This window comes from Streptomyces sp. NPDC055239 (assembly GCF_053606205.1).
The window spans coordinates 1-23,650 of the sequence record NZ_JBSGRD010000015.1 but is presented as its reverse complement, the minus strand read 5'-3'; the positions used below and the strand labels follow the sequence as shown (position 1 = coordinate 23,650).

General features: G+C 68.7%; 20 protein-coding genes, 1 rRNA gene, 1 pseudogene and 1 riboswitch. Of the genes and pseudogenes, 6 read left to right on the top strand and 16 right to left on the bottom strand.

Annotated features, from left to right (window positions below; genetic code table 11):
- Positions 1-10: 10 nt before the first annotated feature.
- Positions 11-826, bottom strand: coding sequence for a putative protein N(5)-glutamine methyltransferase (locus ACWFRJ_RS36275; RefSeq protein WP_453540970.1), 816 nt, complete (start codon positions 824-826; stop codon positions 11-13).
- Positions 827-1,130: 304 nt separating this feature from the next.
- Here ACWFRJ_RS36275 and ACWFRJ_RS36270 point away from each other — a divergent pair, with 304 nt between their 5' ends.
- Complete coding sequence (locus tag ACWFRJ_RS36270) at positions 1,131-1,559, top strand: type II toxin-antitoxin system Rv0910 family toxin (protein WP_453540966.1); 429 nt, start codon at positions 1,131-1,133, stop codon at positions 1,557-1,559.
- 101 nt (positions 1,560-1,660) lie between these two features.
- Here ACWFRJ_RS36270 and ACWFRJ_RS36265 read toward each other — a convergent pair whose 3' ends face one another.
- The gene (locus tag ACWFRJ_RS36265; protein WP_453540963.1) at positions 1,661-2,290 is read right to left on the bottom strand and encodes a PadR family transcriptional regulator; all 630 of its coding nucleotides are present in this window, start codon (positions 2,288-2,290) and stop codon (positions 1,661-1,663) included.
- Positions 2,291-2,681: 391 nt separating this feature from the next.
- On the opposite strand from ACWFRJ_RS36265, the gene ACWFRJ_RS36260 reads away from it, so the two are divergent.
- Positions 2,682-3,503, top strand: coding sequence for a PhzF family phenazine biosynthesis protein (locus tag ACWFRJ_RS36260; protein WP_453540960.1), 822 nt, complete (start codon positions 2,682-2,684; stop codon positions 3,501-3,503).
- A 75-nt stretch (positions 3,504-3,578) separates the two neighbouring features.
- Here the strand turns inward: ACWFRJ_RS36260 and ACWFRJ_RS36255 are convergent, their stop codons facing one another.
- Positions 3,579-4,379: a CPBP family intramembrane glutamic endopeptidase gene (locus ACWFRJ_RS36255; protein WP_453540957.1), complete on the bottom strand. Its 801-nt coding sequence runs from the start codon at positions 4,377-4,379 to the stop codon at positions 3,579-3,581.
- A gap of 166 nt (positions 4,380-4,545) precedes the next feature.
- Here ACWFRJ_RS36255 and ACWFRJ_RS36250 point away from each other — a divergent pair, with 166 nt between their 5' ends.
- Positions 4,546-6,318, top strand: coding sequence for a substrate-binding domain-containing protein (locus ACWFRJ_RS36250; protein WP_453540954.1), 1,773 nt, complete (start codon positions 4,546-4,548; stop codon positions 6,316-6,318).
- A gap of 47 nt (positions 6,319-6,365) precedes the next feature.
- Here the strand turns inward: ACWFRJ_RS36250 and ACWFRJ_RS36245 are convergent, their stop codons facing one another.
- Complete coding sequence (locus ACWFRJ_RS36245) at positions 6,366-7,883, bottom strand: glutamate--cysteine ligase (protein ID WP_453540951.1); 1,518 nt, start codon at positions 7,881-7,883, stop codon at positions 6,366-6,368.
- 486 nt (positions 7,884-8,369) lie between these two features.
- Between ACWFRJ_RS36245 and ACWFRJ_RS36240 the strand changes: the two genes are divergently transcribed.
- Together ACWFRJ_RS36240 and ACWFRJ_RS36235 are read left to right on the top strand one after the other, a co-directional pair.
- A complete protein-coding gene (locus ACWFRJ_RS36240; RefSeq protein ID WP_453540948.1) occupies positions 8,370-8,954 on the top strand; it encodes a hypothetical protein in 585 nt (194 codons plus the stop codon).
- A gap of 304 nt (positions 8,955-9,258) precedes the next feature.
- Positions 9,259-9,465, top strand: coding sequence for a DUF5999 family protein (locus ACWFRJ_RS36235; protein WP_323178639.1), 207 nt, complete (start codon positions 9,259-9,261; stop codon positions 9,463-9,465).
- A 109-nt stretch (positions 9,466-9,574) separates the two neighbouring features.
- Here ACWFRJ_RS36235 and gcvP read toward each other — a convergent pair whose 3' ends face one another.
- The gene (gene gcvP, locus ACWFRJ_RS36230) at positions 9,575-12,460 is read right to left on the bottom strand and encodes an aminomethyl-transferring glycine dehydrogenase (protein ID WP_453540945.1); all 2,886 of its coding nucleotides are present in this window, start codon (positions 12,458-12,460) and stop codon (positions 9,575-9,577) included.
- 196 nt (positions 12,461-12,656) lie between these two features.
- Positions 12,657-12,754: riboswitch (glycine riboswitch) on the bottom strand.
- 144 nt (positions 12,755-12,898) lie between these two features.
- On the opposite strand from gcvP, the gene ACWFRJ_RS36225 reads away from it, so the two are divergent.
- Positions 12,899-13,282: a PRC-barrel domain-containing protein gene (locus ACWFRJ_RS36225; RefSeq protein ID WP_453540942.1), complete on the top strand. Its 384-nt coding sequence runs from the start codon at positions 12,899-12,901 to the stop codon at positions 13,280-13,282.
- Here ACWFRJ_RS36225 and ACWFRJ_RS36220 read toward each other — a convergent pair.
- From ACWFRJ_RS36220 to rrf, 11 genes and pseudogenes are all read right to left on the bottom strand, one after another.
- Positions 13,195-14,758 (bottom strand): annotated as a pseudogene (locus tag ACWFRJ_RS36220) (DNA polymerase IV). The gene ACWFRJ_RS36225 and the pseudogene ACWFRJ_RS36220 overlap by 88 nt on opposite strands.
- Positions 14,759-14,842: 84 nt before the next feature.
- Complete coding sequence (locus tag ACWFRJ_RS36215) at positions 14,843-15,478, bottom strand: MerR family transcriptional regulator (protein WP_453540939.1); 636 nt, start codon at positions 15,476-15,478, stop codon at positions 14,843-14,845.
- A 183-nt stretch (positions 15,479-15,661) separates the two neighbouring features.
- Positions 15,662-16,135, bottom strand: coding sequence for a bifunctional nuclease family protein (locus tag ACWFRJ_RS36210; protein WP_006123076.1), 474 nt, complete (start codon positions 16,133-16,135; stop codon positions 15,662-15,664).
- Between the two features lie 53 nt (positions 16,136-16,188).
- Positions 16,189-16,932 carry a transcriptional regulator FtsR gene (gene ftsR / locus ACWFRJ_RS36205; RefSeq protein WP_453540936.1) on the bottom strand — a complete coding sequence of 248 codons (744 nt, stop codon included), beginning with the start codon at positions 16,930-16,932 and terminating at the stop codon, positions 16,189-16,191.
- A 16-nt stretch (positions 16,933-16,948) separates the two neighbouring features.
- Positions 16,949-17,917 carry an FHA domain-containing protein gene (locus ACWFRJ_RS36200; protein WP_453541561.1) on the bottom strand — a complete coding sequence of 323 codons (969 nt, stop codon included), beginning with the start codon at positions 17,915-17,917 and terminating at the stop codon, positions 16,949-16,951.
- 82 nt (positions 17,918-17,999) lie between these two features.
- On the bottom strand, positions 18,000-18,854 hold the full coding sequence (locus ACWFRJ_RS36195; protein WP_453541558.1) for a DUF881 domain-containing protein: 855 nt from the start codon (positions 18,852-18,854) through the stop codon (positions 18,000-18,002).
- 5 nt (positions 18,855-18,859) lie between these two features.
- A complete protein-coding gene (locus tag ACWFRJ_RS36190) occupies positions 18,860-19,192 on the bottom strand; it encodes a small basic family protein (protein WP_344529508.1) in 333 nt (110 codons plus the stop codon).
- Entirely contained in the window at positions 19,189-20,088 is a 900-nt protein-coding gene (locus tag ACWFRJ_RS36185) for a DUF881 domain-containing protein (RefSeq protein ID WP_453540932.1), read from the bottom strand. Before ACWFRJ_RS36185 ends, ACWFRJ_RS36190 begins: the two co-directional genes overlap by 4 nt.
- Before the next feature lie 88 nt (positions 20,089-20,176).
- Positions 20,177-22,672 (bottom strand): sugar phosphate nucleotidyltransferase, encoded by a 2,496-nt coding sequence (locus ACWFRJ_RS36180; RefSeq protein WP_453540929.1) that lies wholly within the window; start codon positions 22,670-22,672, stop codon positions 20,177-20,179.
- 114 nt (positions 22,673-22,786) lie between these two features.
- Positions 22,787-23,395, bottom strand: coding sequence for a CDP-alcohol phosphatidyltransferase family protein (locus ACWFRJ_RS36175; RefSeq protein WP_453540926.1), 609 nt, complete (start codon positions 23,393-23,395; stop codon positions 22,787-22,789).
- Positions 23,396-23,556: 161 nt separating this feature from the next.
- Positions 23,557-23,650: ribosomal RNA gene (rrf, locus tag ACWFRJ_RS36170) — 5S ribosomal RNA — on the bottom strand; the annotation flags it as partial.

The following is a 23,650-nucleotide window of genomic DNA, read 5'->3' as shown; positions in this document are numbered from 1 at the left end:
CGTACACGACTCAGACGGGCCGCGTCCCGATGACCACGGTCGCGTACATCTCCTCGTCGCTCACCGACCGCGGCACAAGACCGCCGTCGGCGACCGCCGCGAGCGCGTACGGCACCTGCCGCTCGCTCGTCTCGAACAGCAGTCGGCCGCCGGGAGCCAGCCAGCGCGCCGCATCCCCGGTCACCCGCCGCAGGACGTCGAGGCCGTCAGCGCCGCCGTCGAGCGCCACACGCGCCTCGTGGATACGGGCTTCCGGCGGCAGGAGACCGACCTCCTCGGTGGGTACGTAGGGGACGTTCGCCAGCAGTACGTCGACACGGCCCCGGAGCGCGCCGGGCAGCGGCGCGTAGAGATCGCCCTCGTAGACCCTTCCCCCCACGTCGGCGACATTGCGCCGCGCGCACCGCACGGCGGCGGGGTCGATGTCGGCGGCGTGCAGCTCGATCCGGCCGACTGCGGCGCCGAGCGCGGCCCCGAGCGCGCCGGAGCCGCAGCACAGGTCGACCACGACCGCCCCGGGTCGGGCGAGGGCGGCGGCCTCCTGCACGAGGAACTCGGTGCGCCGCCGTGGCACGAAGACCCCGGTGTCCACGGCTATCCGCAGACCGCGGAACTCCGCCCAGCCCAGAACGTGTTCGAGCGGCCGGCCGGTGGCGCGCAGCTCCACCATGGAGGCGAGTTCGGTGCGGTCACGCGCGGTGGCGACGAGCAGCCGCGCCTCGTCCTCGGCGAAGACACAGCCGGCGGCGCGCAGCCTGATGACGATGGCGGAAGGGGTGAGGGACGTCATCGGTGACGACGCGGGTGACGAAGGTGAGGCCGACATGAGAAGAGGAACCTTTCGGGACGCCTGTGGGGCTCCCTCGGTCACCTATGCCGGGTGAACCGCGCGGTCGTGAAGGGGGAGCACCCGACCTGCTGCAGCGGTAATGGGTCTCACCTCCCGGGTCCGTCTGCCCGCGTCCGTCGCGGGGGAGGGCAACAGTACCCGACCGGGTTTCGGGCGGCGCCGCCGGAGCGCCGTCAATACCTGACGGTTCATCAGTATTGAATGTTCCGGGCCCTGCGGCTACGTTCCGCGACACCACAGCTGCGCCCCGCCGCAGCACCCAACGAAAAGGGGTCGTCGCATGGCCGAAGTCAGCGCGGAAGCACGGATCGAGGCTCCCGTCGAGAAGGTCTGGGCCCAACTCACCGACTTCTCCTCGTACGGCGAGTGGAACGCCACGCACACGAGCTTCCCCAAGGGCGGCCCCACCACGCTGGAGGTGGGCGGCACGTTCCTGGAGAACATGAAGCTGATGGGCTTCCCCGCCGAGGTCAACTGGACGATCGAGGAGCTTCAGAGCGAGCGCACCCTGGCGATCAGGGGCAAGGGCCCGATGGGCGTCACGGTCGGCACCCGCTACTCGCTCTCCCCCGACGGGGACGCGACGACCGTACGCATAGAGGGCGAGTTCACGGGCGCGGCGGTCTCCTTGATGGCGGGCAAACTGAAGGACTCGGCGACGGCCGCGCTGAACGAGTCGCTGCGGAAGCTGGCGGGCCTTGTGGCCTGACCCTCCCCCACGCCCAGGCAGGCACCCCGACGCAAAGAGGCGCCCCACACGTGAAGTGCGGGGCGCCTCAGTGGCACTGGGGGCTGTCGCCCCCTGCTGCCTCAGTCCTCATCGGCGAGGATCAGGTACAGCTTCTTGCGGGCGTCGTTGATGACCGTGACAGCCTTCTCGCGCTGCTCCTTGCTGCCGGTCTTCCAGACCTGGCCGAACGCCTCCATCAGCCCGAAACCGGCCTGGCGGATCTCGTTCAGCGTGTCCCAGTCGACCCCGCGCCCGGCCTCTTCCCAAGGTGCGTCGGGACCTTCGTCGGCCGCGGTGGCGCCGGCCTCGGTGAGCGAGAAGAGCTTCTTGCCGCCCTCGCTCGCGCTGCTGATCAGGCCCTCGTCCTCCAGGAGCTGGAGGGTCGGGTAGACCGAACCGGGGCTGGGCTTCCACGCCCCGCCACTGCGCTCGGCGATCTCCTGAATCATCTCGTAGCCGTGCATCGGCCGGTCCTTCAGAAGGGCCAGGATCGACGCGCGTACGTCGCCGCGCCGGGCCCTGCCTCGCGGACCGCCGCCCCGGCCGCCGCGTCCGCCGCCGCCCCAGGGGCCGCCGGGTCCACCGGGACCGCCGAAGCCGGGGCCGAAGGGGCCGAACGCGCCGCGCCGCCCGTCGAAGCCGCCCCGACCCTCGTGGCCGTGGCCGCGCTTTCCATGTCCGTGCTCGTGTTCATGTCCGTGGGAACGCATAGCAATCACTCCTTTGGTGATCTTGATTTCGTAGGTGATCTATCGCGCCATCGTTGATCTGTCGCGATGCGTCAACGATATATCGGAACCGTTCGCATGGCAAGCCTCTCCGGAGATGAGAGAGGCATGGACATCGCGGATCAACTGGTGCGGTCTGCGATGCTGGTGCCAGCATCGGCGCCCAGGGCCGGATCGGCGCTGCCTTCTGATGCTCCACGTCCGCAACGGAGTGATCACGCGGGTCCGCGACTACATGGACGGCTTGGGAGTCCCCCAGCGCCCGAGCGTGAGGCCTGGAGGGGGCCAACCATCGACACAGCACCCCTGATCGGGCCACTCACCCCCGATTGGCCTTGTTACAGCCCCGCATTGGCCCACTAGCGTCATCGGTATGCCGACTTCTCACCGCATCCGCATCGTCGACGCCTTCGCCGACCGCCCCTTCACGGGCAACCCCGCTGGCGTCCTGCTCCTCGACGCCTTCCCTGATGACGCCTGGCTCCAGAACGTGGCCGCAGAGGTCAACCACGCCGAGACCGCGTTCGCCCACCGCCTCCCCGCGGACAGCGAGGCCGACTGGGCGCTGCGCTGGTTCACGCCCGCCACCGAGGTCGACCTCTGCGGCCACGCCACGCTCGCCACCGCCCACGTCCTGCAGGTCACCGGCTCCGCCGAAGGGCCCGTACGGTTCGCCACCCGCAGCGGCGTCCTGACCACGACCGCGCACGCCGACTCCACCGTCACCATGGACTTCCCGACCGCCCCGCTCACCCCGGCCGACGTCCCCGACGGCGCGGCCGAGGCACTCGGCGCCGAGCCGCTCGCGGCGTACGACACCGGGGCGCACCTCGGCGACCTCCTGGTCGAGCTCGCGGACGAGAAGACGGTGCGCGCGCTCACCCCGGACCACAAGGCCCTGGCCCAGCACTCCAAGCGCGGCATCATCGCCACCGCACGCGCCGAAGACCCCGCCCGTGGCTACGACTTCGTCTCCCGCGGCTTCTTCCCGCGCGTCGGCATCGACGAGGACCCGGTGACCGGCAGCGCCCACACGGCCCTGGCCCCCTTCTGGTCCCAGCGCCTGGGCCGCGCGGAGCTCACCGGATTGCAGGCCTCGGCCCGCAGCGGCCTGGTCCGCACGGAACTGCGCGGCGACCGCACCCTCCTGACGGGCCGCGCGGTCACCGTCATCGAGGGCGATCTGTACGCCTGACATCACTGTGGGGACGTACGACCAGGTCATGGCCGTACGTCCCCACCGCCACGCCCGCACCCGCCTGCCCGCCGCCTAAGGCGTGGGCAGCCACCCCACCTTCCCCGCGAGCAGCGCGTACCCGACGAACGCGCCGATATCGAGCAGCGAATGGGCCACCACCAGCGGACCGACCCGCCCCCACCGCCGGTACAGGAGCACGAAGACCACCCCCATCGCCATGTTCCCGATGAACCCGCCGATGCCCTGGTAGAGGTGGTACGAGCCGCGCAGCACCGAGCTGCCGACGAGCGCGGCCATCGGCGTCCACCCCAACTGCCCGAACCTGCGCAGCAGATAGCCGACGACGATCACTTCCTCGAGCACCGCGTTCTGCACCGCGGACAGCACGAGCACCGGGAACTTCCACCACACGTCGGGCAGGTCCTCCGGCACCACCGTCAGGTTGAACCCGAGCCCGCGCGCGGCCAAGTAGAAGGCGATCCCGGTACTGCCGATCACCGCCGCGATCGCCGCCCCGCGCCCAAGATCCGGCCATGGGCGGGTCCGGTCGAAGCCGATCGTGCGCAGCCCGGCGCCCTCCCTGATCAAGAAGTGCGCGACCAGCGCCACCGGCACCAACGCGGTGCTGATGGAGAACAATTGCCACGCCAGATCAAGCCATGGTCGCCCCGGAGCGGCCGACGCGTTCATGGTCGCCGCCTGGTCCTTCAGACCGCCAGGTTTGGTGACCGACCCGACAAAGCTGATCAGCGCGGACACACCGCTCGCACCCAGTGAGACCGCGAGGACGAGCAGCGTCTCGTCCCTCAGGATCCGTCGCGATGGCCCCTCACCCCGAAAAGAACCGGCCAACGGCCCGGACTCCGCTTGCACTGCGCCTCCAGTTGAGTAATCCCGCCTCATCCCCATCCTCGTCCCACTAGGGTCTCGAAAGAAGTTACGAAGATCGTGCGCGACAGGCCGAGGGGGACGGACGCCGATTGCGGTCATGCCACCCCCTCTTCCCTTGCTTCATCGCTCAAGGAGGGGCACCACCGCCATGGGACGTCACAGCTTGCCCGATGAGTACGGGACGGGCGCACCCGACCCACGACCGCGCACCCGTGGCCGCACCGTGGCCATCGCGACGGCGCTCGTCCTGACGGTCGCGGCGGGCACGGCGTTCGCCGTCCGCAGTGACCTCCTCGACTTCGGCGGCTCGTGCCGCGACGACGCGGTGCGCCTTGACGTCGCCGCCGCCCCCGACATCGCCCCCGCACTGCGCGCGGCAGCCGACGACGCGCGCGAGAGGGAGGTCACGTCCGACGGGTCCTGCATCGACGTACGGGTCACCGCCCGCGATTCGTACAAGGTCGCCGACGAGCTGCGGACGGGCAAGGGCGCCCCGGACTACGACGTATGGGTGCCGGACTCCGAACTGTGGCTGCAACGCGTCGGCCTGGGCGACAAGCGGGACAAGGTGACGCCCGCGGGGAACATAGCCTCCTCACCGGTTGGCATGGCCATGATTCCCTCAGCCGCCGAGACCCTGGGCTGGCCCGAGAAGACGTACAGCTGGCCGAAGTTGACAGGCGCGGCGGTGAAGGGCGACAAGCTGCGGCTCGGCGCCGCCGATCCCGCGCGCAGCGCGACCGGCCTGCTCGCGCTCGCCAAGCTGAGCGCGTCGGCGAAGGAATCGGGCGGCAAGGACGGCGACACCCAGGCCGCCGCGATGGCCAAGGCCCTTTCCGCGCGCACGTCCGACAGCGACAGACAGCTCCTCGACACCCTCGCCCGCGACTCCTCCGGAACCGAGCAGGGCAACCCGCGCCGCAACCAGGCGCTGATCCTCTCCGAGCAGGCCGCGTTCAGGCACAACGCGTCGGCGGGCGAGGAGAACAGCCTCGCCATGTTCTATCCGAAGGACGGCTCTCCGCGCCTCGACTATCCGTACACGCTGGTCCAGGAGGACAAGCTGTCCACGGACCAGAGCCGGGCCGCCCTGCGCTTCATGACGCTGTTCAGCGACGACGGGGGGCGCGCGATCCTGGAGAAGCACGGCTTCAGGACCGGCACCGACGCCCCATCGGCGAAGCTCGTCACGGCGGCCGGCGGCCGCACCCCCCAGCCGTACGCCGACGAGGCGAGCGAGCCTCCCACCGAGAAGGAGCTACAGGAGACGCTCGGCATGTGGACGATCACCGTCCAGAGCGCCAGGATCAGCACGGTCGTCGACGTCTCGGCCTCCATGGGCGAGTACGTGCCGGGCCGCGACCGGTCCCGGATGGAGGTCACCAAGTCCTCGCTGCTCCAGGCGCTCGCCGGGTTCACCGACGAGGACGAGATCGGCCTCTGGGAGTTCGCCACGCTCCTGGACGGCGAGCGCGACTACCGCAAGCTCGTGCCGACCCAGCGGCTCGGCGACCACAAGGGCGAAGGCACCCAGCGGGACAAGGTCTCCAAGGCCTTCAGCGACCTGGCGCCCATCCCGGGCGGGGCGACCGGCCTGTACGACACCACGCTCGCGGCGTACAAGGAGGCCACGGCCGGCTACGCGAGCGGAAAGTTCAACGCGCTCGTGGTGCTCACGGACGGCGCGAACGAGGATCCCGGATCCATCTCGCGCAGCAACCTCGTCTCACAGCTCGAGAACCTCTCCGACCCCAAGCGCCCGGTGCCGCTCATCGCGATCGCGGTCGGCCCGAACGCGGACAAGGAGGAGGTCGTGCAGATCGCTCAGGCGACCGGCGGATCGGGCCACCAGGTCGACGACCCGGCGCAGATCCACGCGGTCATCCTCAAGGCCATCATGGAGGCGGGAAGCCACGGCTGAGACCGTCGCGGCGGGTCGTGGAGCAGGACGTCTGGGATCAGGACGGTTCAGCTCAGGACGGCAGGTTCGGGCAGCCCCACCGGCCACGTGTGCACCGGCGCCCCCGCGTGCATCAGCTCGGCATAGCGCCGGGTGGTCGCGGCGAGCGCGTCCTCGCGTTCGAGCCCGGTCTCCAGGGCCTGGTGGTACGTCGCCGCCTGCCAGGAAGCCCCGTTCACCCGCCGCCTGCACCGCTCCTCGATGACGCCGAGATAGAAGTCCCGGTCGGCGGGCTCGACACCCCACGCGTCGAGCCCCGCCGCGGCGAGCGGCAACAGCTCGTCGCGTACGAGGGCTACCGCGGGCACCTCCACGAGCCCTCCGTACCGGCCGCGCCGCGGCCACCGCAGCCGGGCCTCGATGCCGTCGCGGCACGCGGTGTCGAAGTTGCGGGCCGCTTCCTCGAAGGGCAGCCGGGTCCACACGGGCCGGGACTCCTCGGCCAGGGCGCGTACGACGCCGTAGTAGAAGGCGGCGTTCGCGATGACGTCGGTGACGGTGGGGCCCGCGGGCAGGACGCGGTTCTCCACGCGCAGGTGCGGGACGCCGCCCGCGATGCCGTACACGGGGCGGTTCCAGCGGTACACGGTGCCGTTGTGCAAAACGAGTTCGCCCAGCTGCGGCACCCGGCCGTCGTCGAGCACCTCCAGCGGGTTCTCGTCGTCGACGAGTGGGAGCAGCGCGGGGAAGTAGCGCAGGTTCTCCTCGAAGAGCTCGTACACGTCACTGATCCAGCGCTCCCCGAACCAGGTCCGCGGACGGACGCCCTGCGCCTGGAGCTCGGGCGGGCGGGTGTCGGTGGACTGCAGGAACAGCGGTGGGCGGGACTCGCGCCACAGCTCACGCCCGAACAGGAACGGCGCGTTGGCGCCGACGGCGATCTGCGCCGCGGCGACGGCCTGCGCCGCGTTCCACACGTCGGCGAACCTGCCCGGCGTGACCTGGAGGTGCAACTGCACCGATGTGCAGGCCGCTTCGGGCGCAATCGACGCGGAGGTGCAGGTCAGCCGCTCGACGCCCTCGATGTCCAGGACGAATTCCTCGCCGCGGGCCGCCACGATCTGGTCGTTGAGCAGTGCGTAGCGGTCGACGTCGGAGAGGTTTCCCGAGACCAGGTCGTGGTGCGCGAGTGTCGGCAGAATGCCGATCATCACGATGCCCGCGTTCACCTCGTTCGCTTTTCGGTGGGCATAGGCGAGGCCAGTGCGCAGCTCCTCGGCGAGACGGTCGAGAACGCGACCGCCCAATCGGTGCGGAGCGATATTGACTTCAAGATTGAACATTCCGAGTTCCGTCTGGAAGTCTCGGCTCGCGATGCGTTCGAGAACTTCAGCATTCAGCATTCTCGGCATCCCGTCGGGCCCCGCGAGATTCAGTTCGATCTCCACACCCATCAGATTCTTGGGCCGATCGAACCGCTCCTCTTCCAACAGCCTCCGCAGTCCCGTCAGACACTCCCTGAGCTTGCTCCGGTACCGGCGCCGCTCGGCCAGGTCAAACGTTCCTGCTACGACCTTCTCGCCCATTCGAAGCGTCCCCTCCTCTGATGGGCAGCCAATGATCCGGCCGCTGCGTCTCGGTGGATGATGCCCTGCAATGTGATCGATAACGCCCCGCGCAGGCCGCCGGACCAGTAGGCTCTTCGCCGTGTCCGCACGCGTCATTCACCAATAATGATGTTCGCCGGGAGAATCCACTCCCCGAACCATGGTGAAAAACGCCGATGAGATTCGGCCGTCCGCTCCTCCGAAGGGAGCCGAGGTCAAACGTCCGGGCTCATCCGGAATCGGGTTAAAGCCCGCAAAATAGCGACCGGATAACGTCTTGCGGCCAATATCGAGTGCGGTTAGCCGAAACACGGCCTGAACACGTGTCGTATAAACTCCGCGAACGAGGCAGAGAGTTGGCGCTCGCGGTCCCCTGCCCCCGCCCCCTCTGTCCCCGGAGCAGACAGCGACGTCCGCACCTGTCCTCGTTCCACCGTGCCTGTCGAATGAGAGAGGCGACCCATCATGCCGCTGCAAGTCCCCCCGGCTCCCGCGCCCGCCCTGCGCAGCGTCCTCGCGGCACTCGGTTCACCCACCGCCGTACACGAAGCCCGCACCCCGTCCCTGCGCGCCGCCCAGGGACCGGCGAGCCCCGAACTCCCTTTGCCCGTACACGTCCTGGACCGGATCACCCCGTCGAGCCCATCGCCCACCCGGCTCGCGGGGTGGCGTTTCCTGATCCGCTGCGGCGAGCGCGCCGTCGCCGCGGCGGACACGATGCTGACGCCTGACGGGTGGACCTTCTCCCACTTCTTCGAGGGCCCGTACATCGCGGCCACCGAACGCGCCCTGCGTCATGCCGAGGCGATGCAGCTGCCCTACCAACCACGACTGTTGTCCATACCCGAGCTCTACATGCTCACACTCTGGCTGCACGGCGACTGCACGGCGGACGGCGCGAGCGGCGACCTCGCGCCGTCCGACATCCTCGTACCGCTCGCACCCGCGCCTCCCGGCATCGCGGCGCACCGCCCACACCGCGCCGCGGAGCTGCTCAAGGTCCTCACCCACCGCATGACCCCGGCACCGCTGCTCACCTCGCCCGCCTGACCTCGCCGTACGTCCCGTGCCCCGCCGCCGATTCCGGCCGCGGGGCTCGGCGCGTCCTGTGCCCATACGGACTAGCCCGGTATGACCACCCCGAACCACCCGAGAAGACAGTCGAGTTGGGCTGAACCGTCCGGGCGGGTGATACGTCATTAAGCAGTAGGAAGCGCTGCCGCTAAATCCCTGCGGATTGACGTCCGTAGGGCAACACTGGGATCGGACCGACTTAACGGGGGGCGGCATGAACACCGCATCGAGCCGCAAGGCAGACGTCACAGCCATCACACCGCAGCGAAAGAACCCTTCCATGTGCCAGCATCAACCACCGTGCCCGACAGCCGACTCCGCAGACCGGGAAGCCGCGCTCCTCACGGCGAGCCACCCGGAGCAGGGCTGGAGCCTGCTGTGCAACGGCGTCCTCCTCTTCGAGGACACCGGTGAGCTGCTGCCGGACGGCCAGATCATCGCCCCGCACCGACCGCTGGGCACGGACGAGATCATGACCGCCGCCTGACGCCGCAGCGCCGCGGCAACACGCGGCAGCACCACGGCACGGACAACAAAGGGGCCGACCCGGAGCAACAACCTCCGGACCGGCCCCCACGCATGTTCTGGACGCGATATCAGTCCTCGTACGCATCCAGCGGCGGGCAGGAGCAGACCAGATTCCGGTCGCCGTACGCCTGGTCGACGCGGCGGACCGGCGGCCAGTACTTGTCAGCGGCCACGACGCCGGGCGGGAAGACGGCCTCCTCGCGGCTGTAGGCGTGCTCCCACTCACCGCCGAGCGCGGCAGCGGTGTGCGGCGCGTTGCGCAGCGGGTTGTCCTCGGCGGTCCACTCGCCGCCGACCTTCTCGATCTCCGCGCGAATGTTGATCATCGCCTCGCAGAACCGGTCGATCTCGACCAGGTCCTCGCTCTCGGTCGGCTCGATCATCAGCGTCCCCGCGACCGGGAACGACATGGTCGGCGCGTGGAAGCCGTAGTCGATGAGCCGCTTGGCGATGTCGTCGACGCTGACACCGGTCGCCTTGCTCAGCGGGCGCAGATCGATGATGCACTCGTGCGCGACGAGGCCGCCGGGACCGGTGTAGAGCACCGGGTAGTGCGGCTCGAGGCGCTTGGCGATGTAGTTCGCGGAGAGCACGGCGACCTGCGTGGCGCGCTTGAGGCCCTCGCCGCCCATGAGGCGTACGTACGCCCAGGAGATCGGCAGGATTCCGGCGGAGCCCCACGGCGCGGCGGAGATCGGTCCGACGCCGGTCTCGGGACCCGCGGCGGGCTGCAGCGGGTGGTTGGGCAGGTACGGCGCGAGGTGCTCGCGCACTCCGACCGGGCCGACGCCGGGGCCACCGCCGCCGTGCGGGATGCAGAAGGTCTTGTGCAGGTTCAGGTGCGAGACGTCGCCGCCGAACTTGCCGGGCTGGGCGAGGCCCACCAGGGCGTTGAGGTTCGCCCCGTCGACGTACACCTGGCCGCCCGCCTCGTGCACGGAGGCGCAGATGTCGGCGACGTGCTCCTCGAACACTCCGTGCGTCGACGGGTAGGTGATCATGAGCACGGAGAGCTCGTCACGGTGCTTCTCGATCTTGGCGCGCAGATCCTCGACGTCGATCTCGCCGTCGTCGCTGGTCTTGACGACGACGACCTTCATGCCGGCCATCACGGCGCTCGCGGCGTTGGTGCCGTGCGCGGAGGACGGGATGAGGCAGACGGTGCGCTGGTCGTCACCGTTGGCACGGTGGTAGCCCCGTACGGCGAGCAGTCCGGCGAGCTCGCCCTGCGAACCGGCGTTGGGCTGCAGCGAGACCTTGTCGTACCCGGTGACCTCGGCGAGCCGCTCCTCCAGCTCACGGATGAGCGTCAGGTAACCCTGTGCCTGCTGGGCGGGCGCGAAGGGGTGCAGCTGTCCGAACTCGGGCCAGGTGACCGGCTCCATCTCCGTGGTCGCGTTGAGCTTCATGGTGCAGGAGCCCAGCGGGATCATGCCGCGGTCGAGCGCGTAGTCGCGGTCGGCCAGCTTGCGCAGGTAGCGCAGCATGGCGGTCTCGGAGCGGTACTGGTGGAAGACGGGGTGCGTGAGGTACTCGTCCTCGCGCAGCAGACCGGCCGGGAGCGTGTCCCCGGTCTCCGCGTCGAGCGCCTCGACGTCCGCCTCGACCTTGAACGCGGTCCAGATCGCGGTGAGCTGCTTGCGCGTGGTCGTCTCGTCGCAGGCCAGGGAGACGTGGTCGGCGTCGATCTGGTGGATGTTGACGCCGCCCTCGCGGGCCGCGGCGACGAGCTCCTCGGCCTTGCCGGGCACGCGCACGGTCAGGGTGTCGAAGTACGCGCCGTGCACGACCTCGACGCCGCCCGCGGTGAGACCCGCGGCGAGCACGGTCGCGTAGCGGTGGGTACGGCGCGCGATGGCCTTGAGGCCCTCGGGCCCGTGGTAGACCGCGTACATTCCGGCCATCACGGCGAGCAGCACCTGAGCGGTACAGATGTTGCTGGTGGCCTTCTCACGGCGGATGTGCTGCTCACGGGTCTGCAGCGCGAGCCGGTAGGCCTTGTTGCCGTCGGCGTCGACGGAGACACCCACGAGCCGCCCCGGCAGGCTGCGTGCGAACTTCTCGCGCACCGCCATGTAACCGGCGTGCGGTCCGCCGAAGCCCATCGGCACACCGAAGCGCTGCGTGGTGCCGACGGCGATGTCGGCGCCGAGCTCACCGGGCGAGGTGAGCAGCGTCAGGGCAAGGAGGTCGGCGGCGACGGAGACGATGGCACCGATCTCGTGCGCCTGCTCGATGAGCGGCTTTATGTCGCGTACGGCACCGGAGGCGCCCGGGTACTGGATCAGTACGCCGACGACACCGCGCTCGGCGACCTCGGCCGGGATGCCCTCGCTCAGATCGGCGACGACGATCTCGACACCGGTCGGCTCCGCACGGGTCTGGATGACGGCGATGGTCTGCGGCAGCGTGTCGGCGTCGACAAGGAAGACGCCGTTCTTGACCTTGCCCATGCGCCGCGACAGGGCCATGGCCTCGGCGGCGGCGGTCCCCTCGTCGAGCAGCGAGGCACCGGAGGTGGGAAGGCCGGTCAGCTCGGCGACGACGGTCTGGAAGTTGAGCAGGGCCTCGAGGCGACCCTGGGAGATCTCCGGCTGGTAGGGCGTGTACGCGGTGTACCAGGCCGGGTTCTCCATGACGTTCCGCAGGATCACGGGCGGCGTGAAGGTGCCGTAGTAGCCAAGGCCGATCATGGAATCGAGAACCTGGTTACGGTCCGCGAGGGAGCGCAGCTCGGCCAGGACCTCGGCCTCGGTGCGCGCCCCGGGCAGGTTCAGCGCCTCGGCGTTCTTGATCACATCCGGTACGGCGGCGGCGGTCAGCTCGTCGAGCGAGCCGTACCCGACCTGCGCGAGCATCTTGGCCCGTGCTTCCACATCAGGGCCGATGTGCCGCTGCTCGAAGGGGATGCCCTGTTCGAGCTGGGAAAGCGGGATGCGAGGGGTGGCGGTCATTGCGGAGGCCTCCTGGTCTGACGCGACCTGCGAGGGGCACCACGGCGCGGGTACCCGGACGGCCTCCCCCTCTGTCATCTCAACCTGAGAGTTTCACCGGTCCACGCCCCACGAGGGAGCCGTCCCGGCTTTCACCGTCGGTGAGGAAGGGTTTCGAACGTGCCCGCCCGACGCCCGCCCTACTTTCCAGAGTGACCTCGTCCGTGCGGTACAGGGGCCTGAGAGATTCCGGGGAGGAGTTGCTCCTTCGGCGCCCCCGGTGTGTCCACCGGAGAGCTCTCCCGCACGGGGTCAGCAGCCATGCGCCAGCCTACCAGCGAGGTCTGCGGCCGATCCCTCGAGTGGCCGCCTGCCCCGAAGTGCTCTTTCGTAGTGATTACGAACGAACAAGGATGAGTTGTGCCCCACTTCGACAAGTCTCGACCAGTTGGAGGGCCCGTGCAGACCGATATCGATCCGCGCAACCTGATCGGCCGGAAGGCGTTCGACCGGAACGGGGCCAAGATCGGCACGATCGACGAGGTCTATCTCGACGACGCCACCGGCGCCCCGGAGTGGGCGGCCATACGCACGGGTCTTTTCAGCAGGGACGCGTTCGTGCCCCTGGAACCCAGCGAGCTCACGAGCGACGGCACCCTGCGCATCCCCTTCGAGCGCTCCCTGATCAAGGACGCTCCCGATTTCGGCGTGGGCCGCCATCTCTCCCCCGAGCAGGAACTGCAGCTCTACCACCACTACGGCCTGGACATCGCGCCCCCACCACAGGCACCGCCACCACCGGACCAGGACTTCGGCACCATCGCGGGCCAGGAGGCGCCCTGACCCTCGCCGGTCACCCCGGCGACTCCACAGGTATTGGCATCACTGCGGCTCCGGTTCCGGCTCCGGCTCCTCTGGAGCGGCCACCAATGGCAAGGGCTCCGCGGGCTCGAGCTCCGGATCATCGGTCCTGAACGTCCGCACCCGCCCCGGCACCGACGACTCCGGCGTCTCGAAGCGGACCGTCACCCGCCCCAGGCCACTCCCCTGCACCCACCCGTGCCCGAACGCGGCATGCCGCACATCGTGCCCGGCAGCCCACCGCCGCTCGGTCGGCACCACGGGCACGACGGCCACGACGGGCGTCACGACCGGCACCTCCACCGCGTCACCCACGGCCTGCGCCGCGATCTCCCCGGCCGGCTCCCTCTCCGCTTCGGCCTCAGCGGCCTCGGCGGCCTCAGCCGCCTGCGCCTGCGCGAAGAGGTCCTCCTGCGTGTAGTCGGCGAGCCCCGTGACGCCCACGCCGAGGAGCCGCACGCCTCCGGTGGTGTCCACGGCCTCGAGGAGCCGCGCGGCGGCCTCCCGCACCACCCCGGCGTCGTCCGTCGGCCCGCGCAGCGTCTCGGAGCGCGTCAGCGTCGAGAAGTCGAACCGCCGCACCTTCAACACGATGGTCCGCCCCGAGTGCCCCGCCGCCCGCAGCCGCTCCACACACCGGTCGGCGAGCCGCGCCACCTCGCCCCTGACCCGAACCCGGTCATGGATGTCCACGTCGTACGTGTCCTCGACGCTGACCGACTTGGATTCCCGCTCCGCCACCACGGGCCGCTCGTCCCGGGCAAGGGCCATCGCGTACAGCGCGCTCCCGTGCGACTTCCCGAGGAGTCGTACGAGCTCGTCCTCGCCCGCCTCGGCGATCTCCCCCACCGTGGTGATCCCGCCGCGCCGCAGGTGGTCCCCGGTGGCAGGACCGACACCGGGCAGGGTCCGCACCGACATCGGCGCGAGCAGCTCCCGCTCGGTGCCCGGCACTATCAGCCGCAGACCGTCCGGCTTGGCCTCCTCCGAGGCGATCTTCGCCAGCATCTTGGACGCGGCGAGCCCGACCGAGCCCGCGAGGCCGGTCACCGCCTTGATGTCCGTACGCAGCCGCTCGCCCACGGCAAGGGCCGACTCCTGGTCGTCGGCCACGCCGCCCGCCTCCAGGTCGACGAACGCCTCATCCAGACTGAGCGGCTCCACCAGCGGTGACAGCTCCCGAAGGAGCGACATCACCTGGTCGCTGATCCCGCGGTAGAGCCCGAAGCGCGGCACCAGATAGGCGGCATTGGGCGCGAGACGCCGCGCCTGGCCCATGGGCATCGCCGAGTGCACGCCGAACTTGCGCGCTTCGTACGAGGCGGTGGCCACCACACCCCGTGGTCCGAGGCCGCCCACCACCACGGCTTTCCCGCGCAGACTCGGCTTCGCGGCCTGCTCGGCAGACGCGTAGAAGGCATCCATGTCGAGATGCAGGATCGTGGGCGCGGTTCTCACACCCCTGATGCTGCCCTACGCCACTGACAACGCCCCGAGAACGCCACCCCGTCTCCCGAACCGGCCCCGGCGGTCACGGCCGCCTCACACGGCCCTGTTGCGCCGCCTCGCGAGCTCGTCGGCGGGGTTCTGCCGCAGCAGCGTCTCCCCGGTGTCGATCCGCTCGCCGTGCAGCTGCGAGAGCGCCGCGTCCACGTCCCGCCACACGACACCCACGGCGATCCCGAAGACTCCCTGGCCGCCCTGGAGCAGATCGTGGACCTCGTCGGGCGACGTGCACTCGTACACCGTCGCGCCGTCGCTCATGAGCGTCATCCGCTCGAGGTCCTCGAACCCGCGGTCGCACAGATGCTGGACCGTGGTCCGGATGTTCTGCAGGGACACGCCTGTGTCGAGGAACCGCTTCACGATCTTCAGGACGACGACGTCCCGGAAGCTGTAGAGCCGCTGGGTCCCCGACCCGCCCGCGGCCCGCACAGTGGGCTCGACGAGGCCCGTACGGGCCCAGTAGTCGAGCTGTCGGTACGTGATACCAGCAGCCGCACACGCGGTCGGCCCCCGGTAACCGATCTGTTCCTGTTCGGACTGTCCGGACGTGGCGTCCCCGCTCCCCTGAACGCTCCCCTGAACGGCCATCGGCCTCTTCGGAGAGTGACTGGCCGCGCTGCTGTGAAGCGGATACGGACTGCCCATCGCCGTATCGTCGCCGCTGCTTCTCACGCCGACCTCCGTCCTTGACCTGCCTTCTCGACGGTAGGCAGTCACCAGGGGCTCGTCAACGATCGCCACACTCGGCACGCCGAGTGATAATCACCCTAAGAGTGGTTTGCCGTACCGCACCGCCGGGAAAGGCTAGCCGAATGGCCCGCCGGGACCATTCGGAAGCGACTCGGAAGCGACGGACTACTGGCTGTTGGTACCGAAATCCTCGGGCGAGATCTGGTCGAGGAACTCGCGGAACTTCTCCACTTCGTCCTCCTGCTCGTCCGGAATGGCGATACCCGCGTCGTCGAGGACACCGTCGCTGCCGTAGATCGGCGTTCCGGTGCGCAGTGCGAGCGCTATGGCGTCGGACGGCCGGGCGCTCACCTCGACTCCGCTGGCGAAGACCAGCTCCGCGTAGAAGACCCCTTCTCGGAGGTCTGTGATGCGCACTTCGGTGAGCTCCTGTCCCACCGCCTCCAGCACGTCCTTGAACAGGTCGTGGGTCAGCGGCCGTGCGGGCGCCATCCCCTGCTGTGCGAAGGCGATCGCGGTCGCCTCCCCTGGTCCGATCCAGATGGGGAGGTAGCGATCGCCTCCCACTTCACGCAGGAGCACGATCGGTTGGTTGGAGGGCATTTCCACCCGGACACCTACGACGTCGAGCTCGTTCACACAGCAACCCTAGGACGTGCCCGGCCGGTTTGGGTAGTCGGGCACCTCTCGAGTCAGGGCAACCGCACCCCGAGCGCCGTCTGTACCAGTGCAGAATGCAGCTTTCCGGTCAGCCCCGCGAGCTCTTTCGTACGGGCTTCCGCATGGGCTCTGGTCTGCGGGTTACGGTGCCGGCGCAGCGGCGCCACGACCTGATCGACGAGACCGGCCTCGCGCTCGGCCGCCGACTTCATGGCGCGCAGATGTCGCGGTTCGATACCGAACCGCCCGAGTTCGACGACGAGCGCGGCGACCGTCACGGCCTCCGCGTCATACCCGCCGTCCGGCAAGGGTGCGATGAGCCCGTACGTCTCCCACTCGGCGAGCTGCTCCGCCTCGATCTCCGCGGCGGCAAGCAGCTCGGCACGGCCCACACGGGCCGCTGTGGGCCCCTCGGCGTCGCTCACGCCCCAGGCGTCACCCGGTTCGCGTGGTTGCCCCGGAGAGGGCAGTGGAGCCCGCTCTCCGCGCTCCAGGGCCTCCAGGTGCTCCCGGATGACCTTGAGCGGCAGATAGTGGTCCCGCTGCATCCTCAGGACGTTTCCGAGCCGCTCGACGTCCTCGGGACTGAACTTCCGGTAACCGGACGGCGTGCGCTCCGGCTCGATGAGCCCTTCCGACTCCAGGAAACGGATCTTGGAGATCGTGACCTCGGGAAACTCGTCACGCAGCGCGTTCAGCACGGCGCCGATGCTCATCAGCCGACGGTCCTCGGCGGCGGTGCCGTTCCCGGCACCGCCCCTCGGTGTTTGAAGCATGGACCTTCCCTACGGGTCAGATACCGATGCCCCGCTGGCTCGCGTAGAAGACCAGTCGGTACTTGCCGATCTGCACCTCGTCGCCGTTCGACAGCGCGACCGAGTCGATGCGCTCCCGATTGACGTACGTGCCGTTGAGGCTGCCCACGTCGGCGACGGTGAAGGAACCGTCCCCGAGGCGACGGAACTCCACGTGGCGGCGCGAGACGGTCACGTCGTCCAGGAAGATGTCGCTCTGCGGGTGACGCCCCGCCGTGGTCAGCTCGCCGTCCAGGAGGAAGCGGCTGCCCGAGTTCGGCCCCCTGCGCACCACGAGGAGCGCGGAGCCGAGCGGCAGTGCGTCAACGGCGGCCTGGGCCTCCGGCGAGAGGGCGGGCGAGGCGGTCTGCCCCGTCACCTCCGCGTCGTAGGCCTCCAGGCCCGAGATGGAGATGGTGGAGGTCGTCTCGGAGGGACGCTCCGGCGCGGCCCCGGCCCGCAGCGGCGCGCCGCAGTTGGAGCAGAACCGGCTCGCCTCCGCGTTGCGGTTCCCGCACCTCGTACACACCAGGGCCATGGACGGATCCTCCTGCCGCGGCTGCCCCGCGGGGGCATTCGATGCGTACGGATCGGGGGTAAACCCTCCACCCGTACTTGAGGTTGACGGTTCTCCGAAACCTATGCGGCCCGCACCGGCGGGGTCAACAGACGACGCGCCCTGCGCGCCCGAATTGTCACCGCCTGGCCCACCGACCTGGTCGCGGAACATCGGGCGCTCTCCGCCCTGCTCCTCGGCATCTCCATGGCGCGTGGCACGGTGCCGGGCAGTGGCGGGGTTGCCGCTGTCCTCACGTGCACTCTTGCCGAACAACTTCGCAAACAACTTCACGGGCGATTCCCCTTGACCGAAACAGACCCGCCCGTGGGGCAGGACGAACCCTGATTGCACACACCGGCGTACATCGGCAACACAGACATCCTCACAACGTCCGCATCCACCAAACAGTTTCCACCACGCACCACGCTTACAGTGCGCCGACCCCCCGCAACCTCATGCCCTCGACCGGCGGCCCCCATGCGCCCCCGCCTCACTGGGACGACGACCGAGCGTAGTCAGGCCGCTTCGCCGCTCGCAAGGCGTCCACCACGATCTTCTCCGCTCGCGTCACGGTGACGGTGGCCTGCTCCTTCTCCAGAGTCTGCACCACACCACCTGGGATGTTCAGCGCCGGCTCCAGGTCCTGCGGCTTGCCGATCACCTTGAACCGGTAGGGCTTGCCGACCTTGCGGCCGTCCACCCGGACACCACCACTGTCCGTATCCGACAGATAGGTGTTGGCCACTACGCGTACGTCATTGATCTGGATGGCCTCGGCCCCCGCGGCGCGCAGCTCCTGAATGGCGTCGAGCAGCATGTCCGCCTCAACCGAACCCTTCTTGTCATCGATGGTCAGCGTGATGCCAGGACCCTGCGCTGCCACGGTGCCCGCCAGAATGCCGAGTTGACGTTCCTTCTCGACAGTCTGCTTGCGGGCCTCCTCGGCCTGGTCCGAGCTGTTCTCGAGCCCGGTGCGCTGATCCTCCAGACGCTGCTTCTCACCTTCCAGACGCTGTGTACGGTCATCCAGTTCATCGAGAATGCGTACGAGATCTTCCTGACGTGCGCCACGGAGCGCGCTGCTGTCGTTGTTGGAGCGCACCTGGATGGCAAGGCCGAGACCCAGCACGAACAGAAGCAGGGCGACGATGAGTTGGGGACGCGTGACGCGAGGCGGCCACAGCCCCTCCTTCAGCCGCTGACGGCCGCGCGGTGAAGGCGCCTGCTCGCCGTCCTGCTGCTTGCCCTGCGGTTCGCCCTCCACGGGCTCCACCGGCGCGCTGTGCACCTCGGCGGGAAGCTCCCTGCCCCGGTGGTCGCCCCCGGGCGTCTCGTCCGTACCCATGCGCGTCACGCCCTGAAGATGTGTCGGCGGATGGCGGCGGCGTTGGAGAAGATCCGGATTCCGAGGACCACCACGACACCGGTGGAGAGCTGGGCGCCCACGCCCAACTTGTCGCCGAGGAAGACGATCAGGGCGGCCACGACCACGTTCGAGAGGAACGAGACCACGAAGACCTTGTCGTCGAAGATCCCGTCGAGCATCGCGCGCAAGCCTCCGAACACCGCGTCGAGTGCCGCCACCACGGCGATCGGAAGGTACGGCTCGACCATCGCCGGAACCTCGGGCCGAACCAACAATCCAGCCACGACTCCCACGACGAGGCCCAGTACGGCGATCACGATGTGCCCTTTCCTGCCTTCGGCTCTGCTGTACGTACGGTCACACTCGGCGCTGCCGGCAGCCGGACGTCTTCATGGACGGAAATGCTGGTCCGGACATCGAAGTTCTCCTGCAGAGCATGCAGATACTGACCGTCGCGACTGTTCTGGAATCGCGTGCTCAAGCGCTGACCGTCACCCACGGCAAGCACCGTGTACGGCGGCACCAGCGGCTTGTTGTCGACCAGTATCGCGTCTCCCGCGGCCCTGATCGCCGACAACGCCGTCAGACGCTGGTCATTGATGGCGATCGCCTCGGCGCCCGACTGCCACAGGCCGTTGACGACCCGCTGCATGTCGCGGTCCCGCACCCGTCCGGTGTCGGAGAATCCCGCACTCTCGCGGGGCCCGCCCCCGCCCGATTCGGCTTCCTTGGCATCGTCCACCACGAGCTTCACACCGCGCCCGTGGACCTTGGTGGCACCGGAGAGCAGGGACACCAACTCGCCCTGGCTGCCACCGTGTTTCTTCAGTGCCTCGCGCTGCCGTTCGCCCACGTCGTCGCGGAGCGTCTCGACGTCCTCCTCGAGCTCGTCGGCGTCCGAGGTCGCCGACTCGATCCGGTCGATGAGCTCCGCGCGCTCCTTGGCGACCACCGGAGCAGCTATCCGCGCCTGCGCGGCACCCACGGTCACCACCAGGGCCGCGAGCACGAGTCCGAGGGCCAGGCCGAGCTTCGCGCGCAGCGGACGCGGCACTCCACCAGCGCCTTCCGCCTTCTTGCGCGCCGCCGCCTCCGCATAGCCCTCGTCGAGGCTGTGGTCCATCACGGTGTTCAGCAGCGACATGGAAGCGTCCGGGCGCCGGGGGCGCGAGGGGGTGCTCCGGGTGGGGGGCTGCTGCGGCATGCCGCACATCGTCGCACGTCGTGTGCCCTACCTCCGAATGGCCCCACCGGCGTGCCGGACGGCACCTCTGAGAGGTGCCGTCCGGTCCTGCGACCGGTCAGCGACCGGCGCTGTCCACCACGGCGGACCACTCGTCGAGCAACGCCTGAGCGGACGCGTCGTCGGGACCTTCGGCCCACAGATGAGTGACGGCCTCCGCGGGGTCGGGCAGCACCAGCACCCACCGCCCATCGCTCTCGACGACGCGAACCCCGTCGGTCGTGTCCACCGACCGCTCCCCCGCCGCCTCCACGACGGTGCGCATCACGAGCCCCTTGACCGCCCAGGGCGTCGCGAGGTCACGCTTGAGCACATGGGCGCGCGGGATGCGTGCGTCGATCTGGCTCAGCGTGAGCTGCGTCCGCGCGACGAGACCGATGAGCCGCACGAAGGCGGCCGCTCCGTCGAAGACACTGCTGAACTCGGGGACGATGAATCCACCGCGGCCGTCTCCACCGAAAATGGTCGACTCATCGCGCCCCACACGCGTCAGATCGTCGGGCGACGTGGTCGTCCAGTCGACCTGCGTGCCGTGGTACGCCGCCACCTGCTCGCCGATGCGCGTCGTCGTCACCGGCAGCGCCACCCGCCCGCTGCGGCGTTCCGCGGCGACCAGATCGAGCATGACGAGAAGCGCGCGGTCGTCCTCGATGATCCGCCCCTTCTCGTCGACGAGCGAAAGCCGCTCACCCACAGGGTCGAACCGCACACCGAAGTCGGCACGCGAAGAAGCCACGATCTCGCCCAACCGCACCAGACCCGACCTGCGCGCTTCACGGGTCTCGGTCGGACGCGACTCGTCCAGGCCGGGGTTGATGGTCAGCGCGTCGACGCCGAGGCGGCCGAGCAGGCTCGGCAGCACGAGGCCCGCACTGCCGTTGGACGCGTCGACGACCACCTTCAGGTCCGACTCGGCCACACCTGTGGTGTCGACGTTGCGCAGCAGCGAACCCGTGTAGGAGTCGAAGACGCTGGACGGGAAGTGCAGATCCCCGATCTCCCCGGGGAAAGCCCGCCGGTACTCCTGGCGCGCGTAAACCCGGTCCAGCTTCCGCTGGCTCCCCTGCGACAGGTCGGCCCCGCGCGCGTCGAAGAACATGATGTCGACGGAGTCGGGCGCCCCCGCCGTCGTCCGGATCATGATCCCGCCGGCACTGCCCCTGGCAGTCTGCTGCCGCGCCACAGGCAGCGGTACGTTCTCCAGGTCGCGTACGTCGATGGCGCTGGCCTGCAAGGCCGAGATGACCGCTCGCTTCAGCGCACGCGCGCCTCGCGAATGGTCACGGGCCGTGGTGACGGTCGAGCCCTTCTTGAGGGTCGTGGCGTACGCCCCCGCGAGCCGTACCGCCAGCTCCGGCGTGATCTCCACGTTCAGGATCCCGGAGACCCCACGCGCACCGAAGAGATGGGCCTGGCCCCGGGATTCCCAGATGACGGACGTGTTGACGAATGCGCCGGCCTCGATCGTCTTGAACGGGTAGACCCGGACGTTGCCCTGAATAATCGATTCCTCACCGACGAGGCACTCGTCGCCGATGACGGCGCCGTCCTCGATGCGGGAGGCCCGCATGATGTCGGTGTTCCTGCCGATCACGCAGCCGCGCAGGTTGCTGTGCTGGCCGATGTACACGTTGTCGTGCACGACGGCCTTGTGCAGGAACGCCCCGGTCTTGACCACCACGTTCGAGCCCACGACCGTGTGCTCACGAATCTCGGCGTCGGCCTCGACCTTCGCGTAGTCGCCGATGTAGAGCGGCCCGCGCAGCGTGGCGTCGGGGTGCACCTCGGCGCCTTCGGCGACCCACACGCCCGGTGAGATCTCAAAGCCGTCGAGTTCGACGTCGACCTTGCGCTCAAGCACGTCGGCCTGGGCCTTGACGTAGCTCTCGTGCGTGCCGACGTCCTCCCAGTAGCCCTCGGCGATGTACCCGTAGACGGGCTTGCCTTCCTTCATGAGCTGGGGGAAGACATCGCCGGACCAGTCGACCGACACATCGGCGTCGACATAGTCGAAGACTTCGGGCTCCATGACGTAGATGCCCGTGTTCACCGTGTCGGAGAAGACCTGCCCCCAGGTCGGCTTCTCCAGGAAGCGTTCGACCTTTCCTTCTTCGTCCACGATGGTGATGCCGAATTCCAGCGGATTGGGGACGCGCGTCAGACAGACGGTGACAAGCGCACCCTTTTCCTTGTGGAAATTGATCAGCTCGGTGAGATCGAAATCAGTCAGAGCATCACCGGAGATCACGAGGAACGCATCGTCCTTCAATGCTTCCTCGGCGTTCTTCACACTCCCGGCAGTGCCGAGTGGCTTCTCCTCATTGGCATAGGTGAGCTCCATCCCGAGCTCTTCACCATCGCCGAAGTAATTCTTGACCAGGGAAGCCAAGAACTGGACTGTTACTACGGTCTCGGTGAGCCCATGCCTCTTGAGCAGCCGCAGCACATGCTCCATGATGGGCCTGTTGGCCACAGGCAGGAGCGGCTTGGGCATGCTCGAGGTCATAGGGCGAAGGCGCGTGCCTTCGCCTCCGGCCATTACGACGGCCTTCATGTCGGAAGCGTCCTCCTCAATAGACGACGATCGAGCCGACTTAGCCCGCCAAGATAGACCCGTTATATGTCGCTCACGGGACTACAAGCCTCTACAGCTGCCTAATCGGCAAGCTCAATCGGCCGTGGCGTCCGCACGGACAAGCCGGCGAACCTGAACCACGTAGAGGATCCCTGCCCACCAGTACAGAGTTGTACCCCATCCGGCGAACGCCCATCCGAAAATAGCAGCGAGTGTGCTGATCCAGCCACTTCCGTCACTGAGGAGCAGCAGCGGAAAGGCGTACATCAGGTTGAAGGTGGCGGCCTTGCCGAGGAAGTTCACCTGCGGCGGCGGATACCCGTGACGTCTGAGGATGCCGACCATCACCAGCAGAACCAGCTCGCGCAGGAGCAGCAGCGAGGTCAGCCAGAGCGGGAGAATCTCCCGCCACGTGAGTCCGACCAAGGTCGACAGAATATAGAGCCGGTCAGCGGCCGGGTCGAGCAGCCGCCCGAGGTTGCTGATCTGGTTCCAGCGGCGGGCAAGTTTGCCGTCGAGATAGTCGCTGATGCCGCTCAGCATCAGCACGAGCAGCGCCCATCCGTCGCTCTTGGGCCCGCCGAACTCCGGCCTCAGGATCAACCACAGGAAGAGGGGTACGCCGAGGAGACGCGCCATGCTGAGGATGTTCGGGATGGTGAGGACCCGGTCCGTCTGGACGCGAGTCTCCTGGACCTCCACCCGGGGGCCTCCTGTGGGAAACGAGCCAATGATGCCTCCTGACCTTACCCTCAGTTGTCAGTCGGCGGTGCAGAGGGGTGGTCAAGGGCCGGAAGGGGTCCAGAAACACAAAAAGCCGTGGTCCCTGGACAATAAGTCCAGGGACCACGGCTATAAATTGAGTTCGGCGGCGTCCTACTCTCCCACAGGGTCCCCCCTGCAGTACCATCGGCGCTGTGAGGCTTAGCTTCCGGGTTCGGAATGTAACCGGGCGTT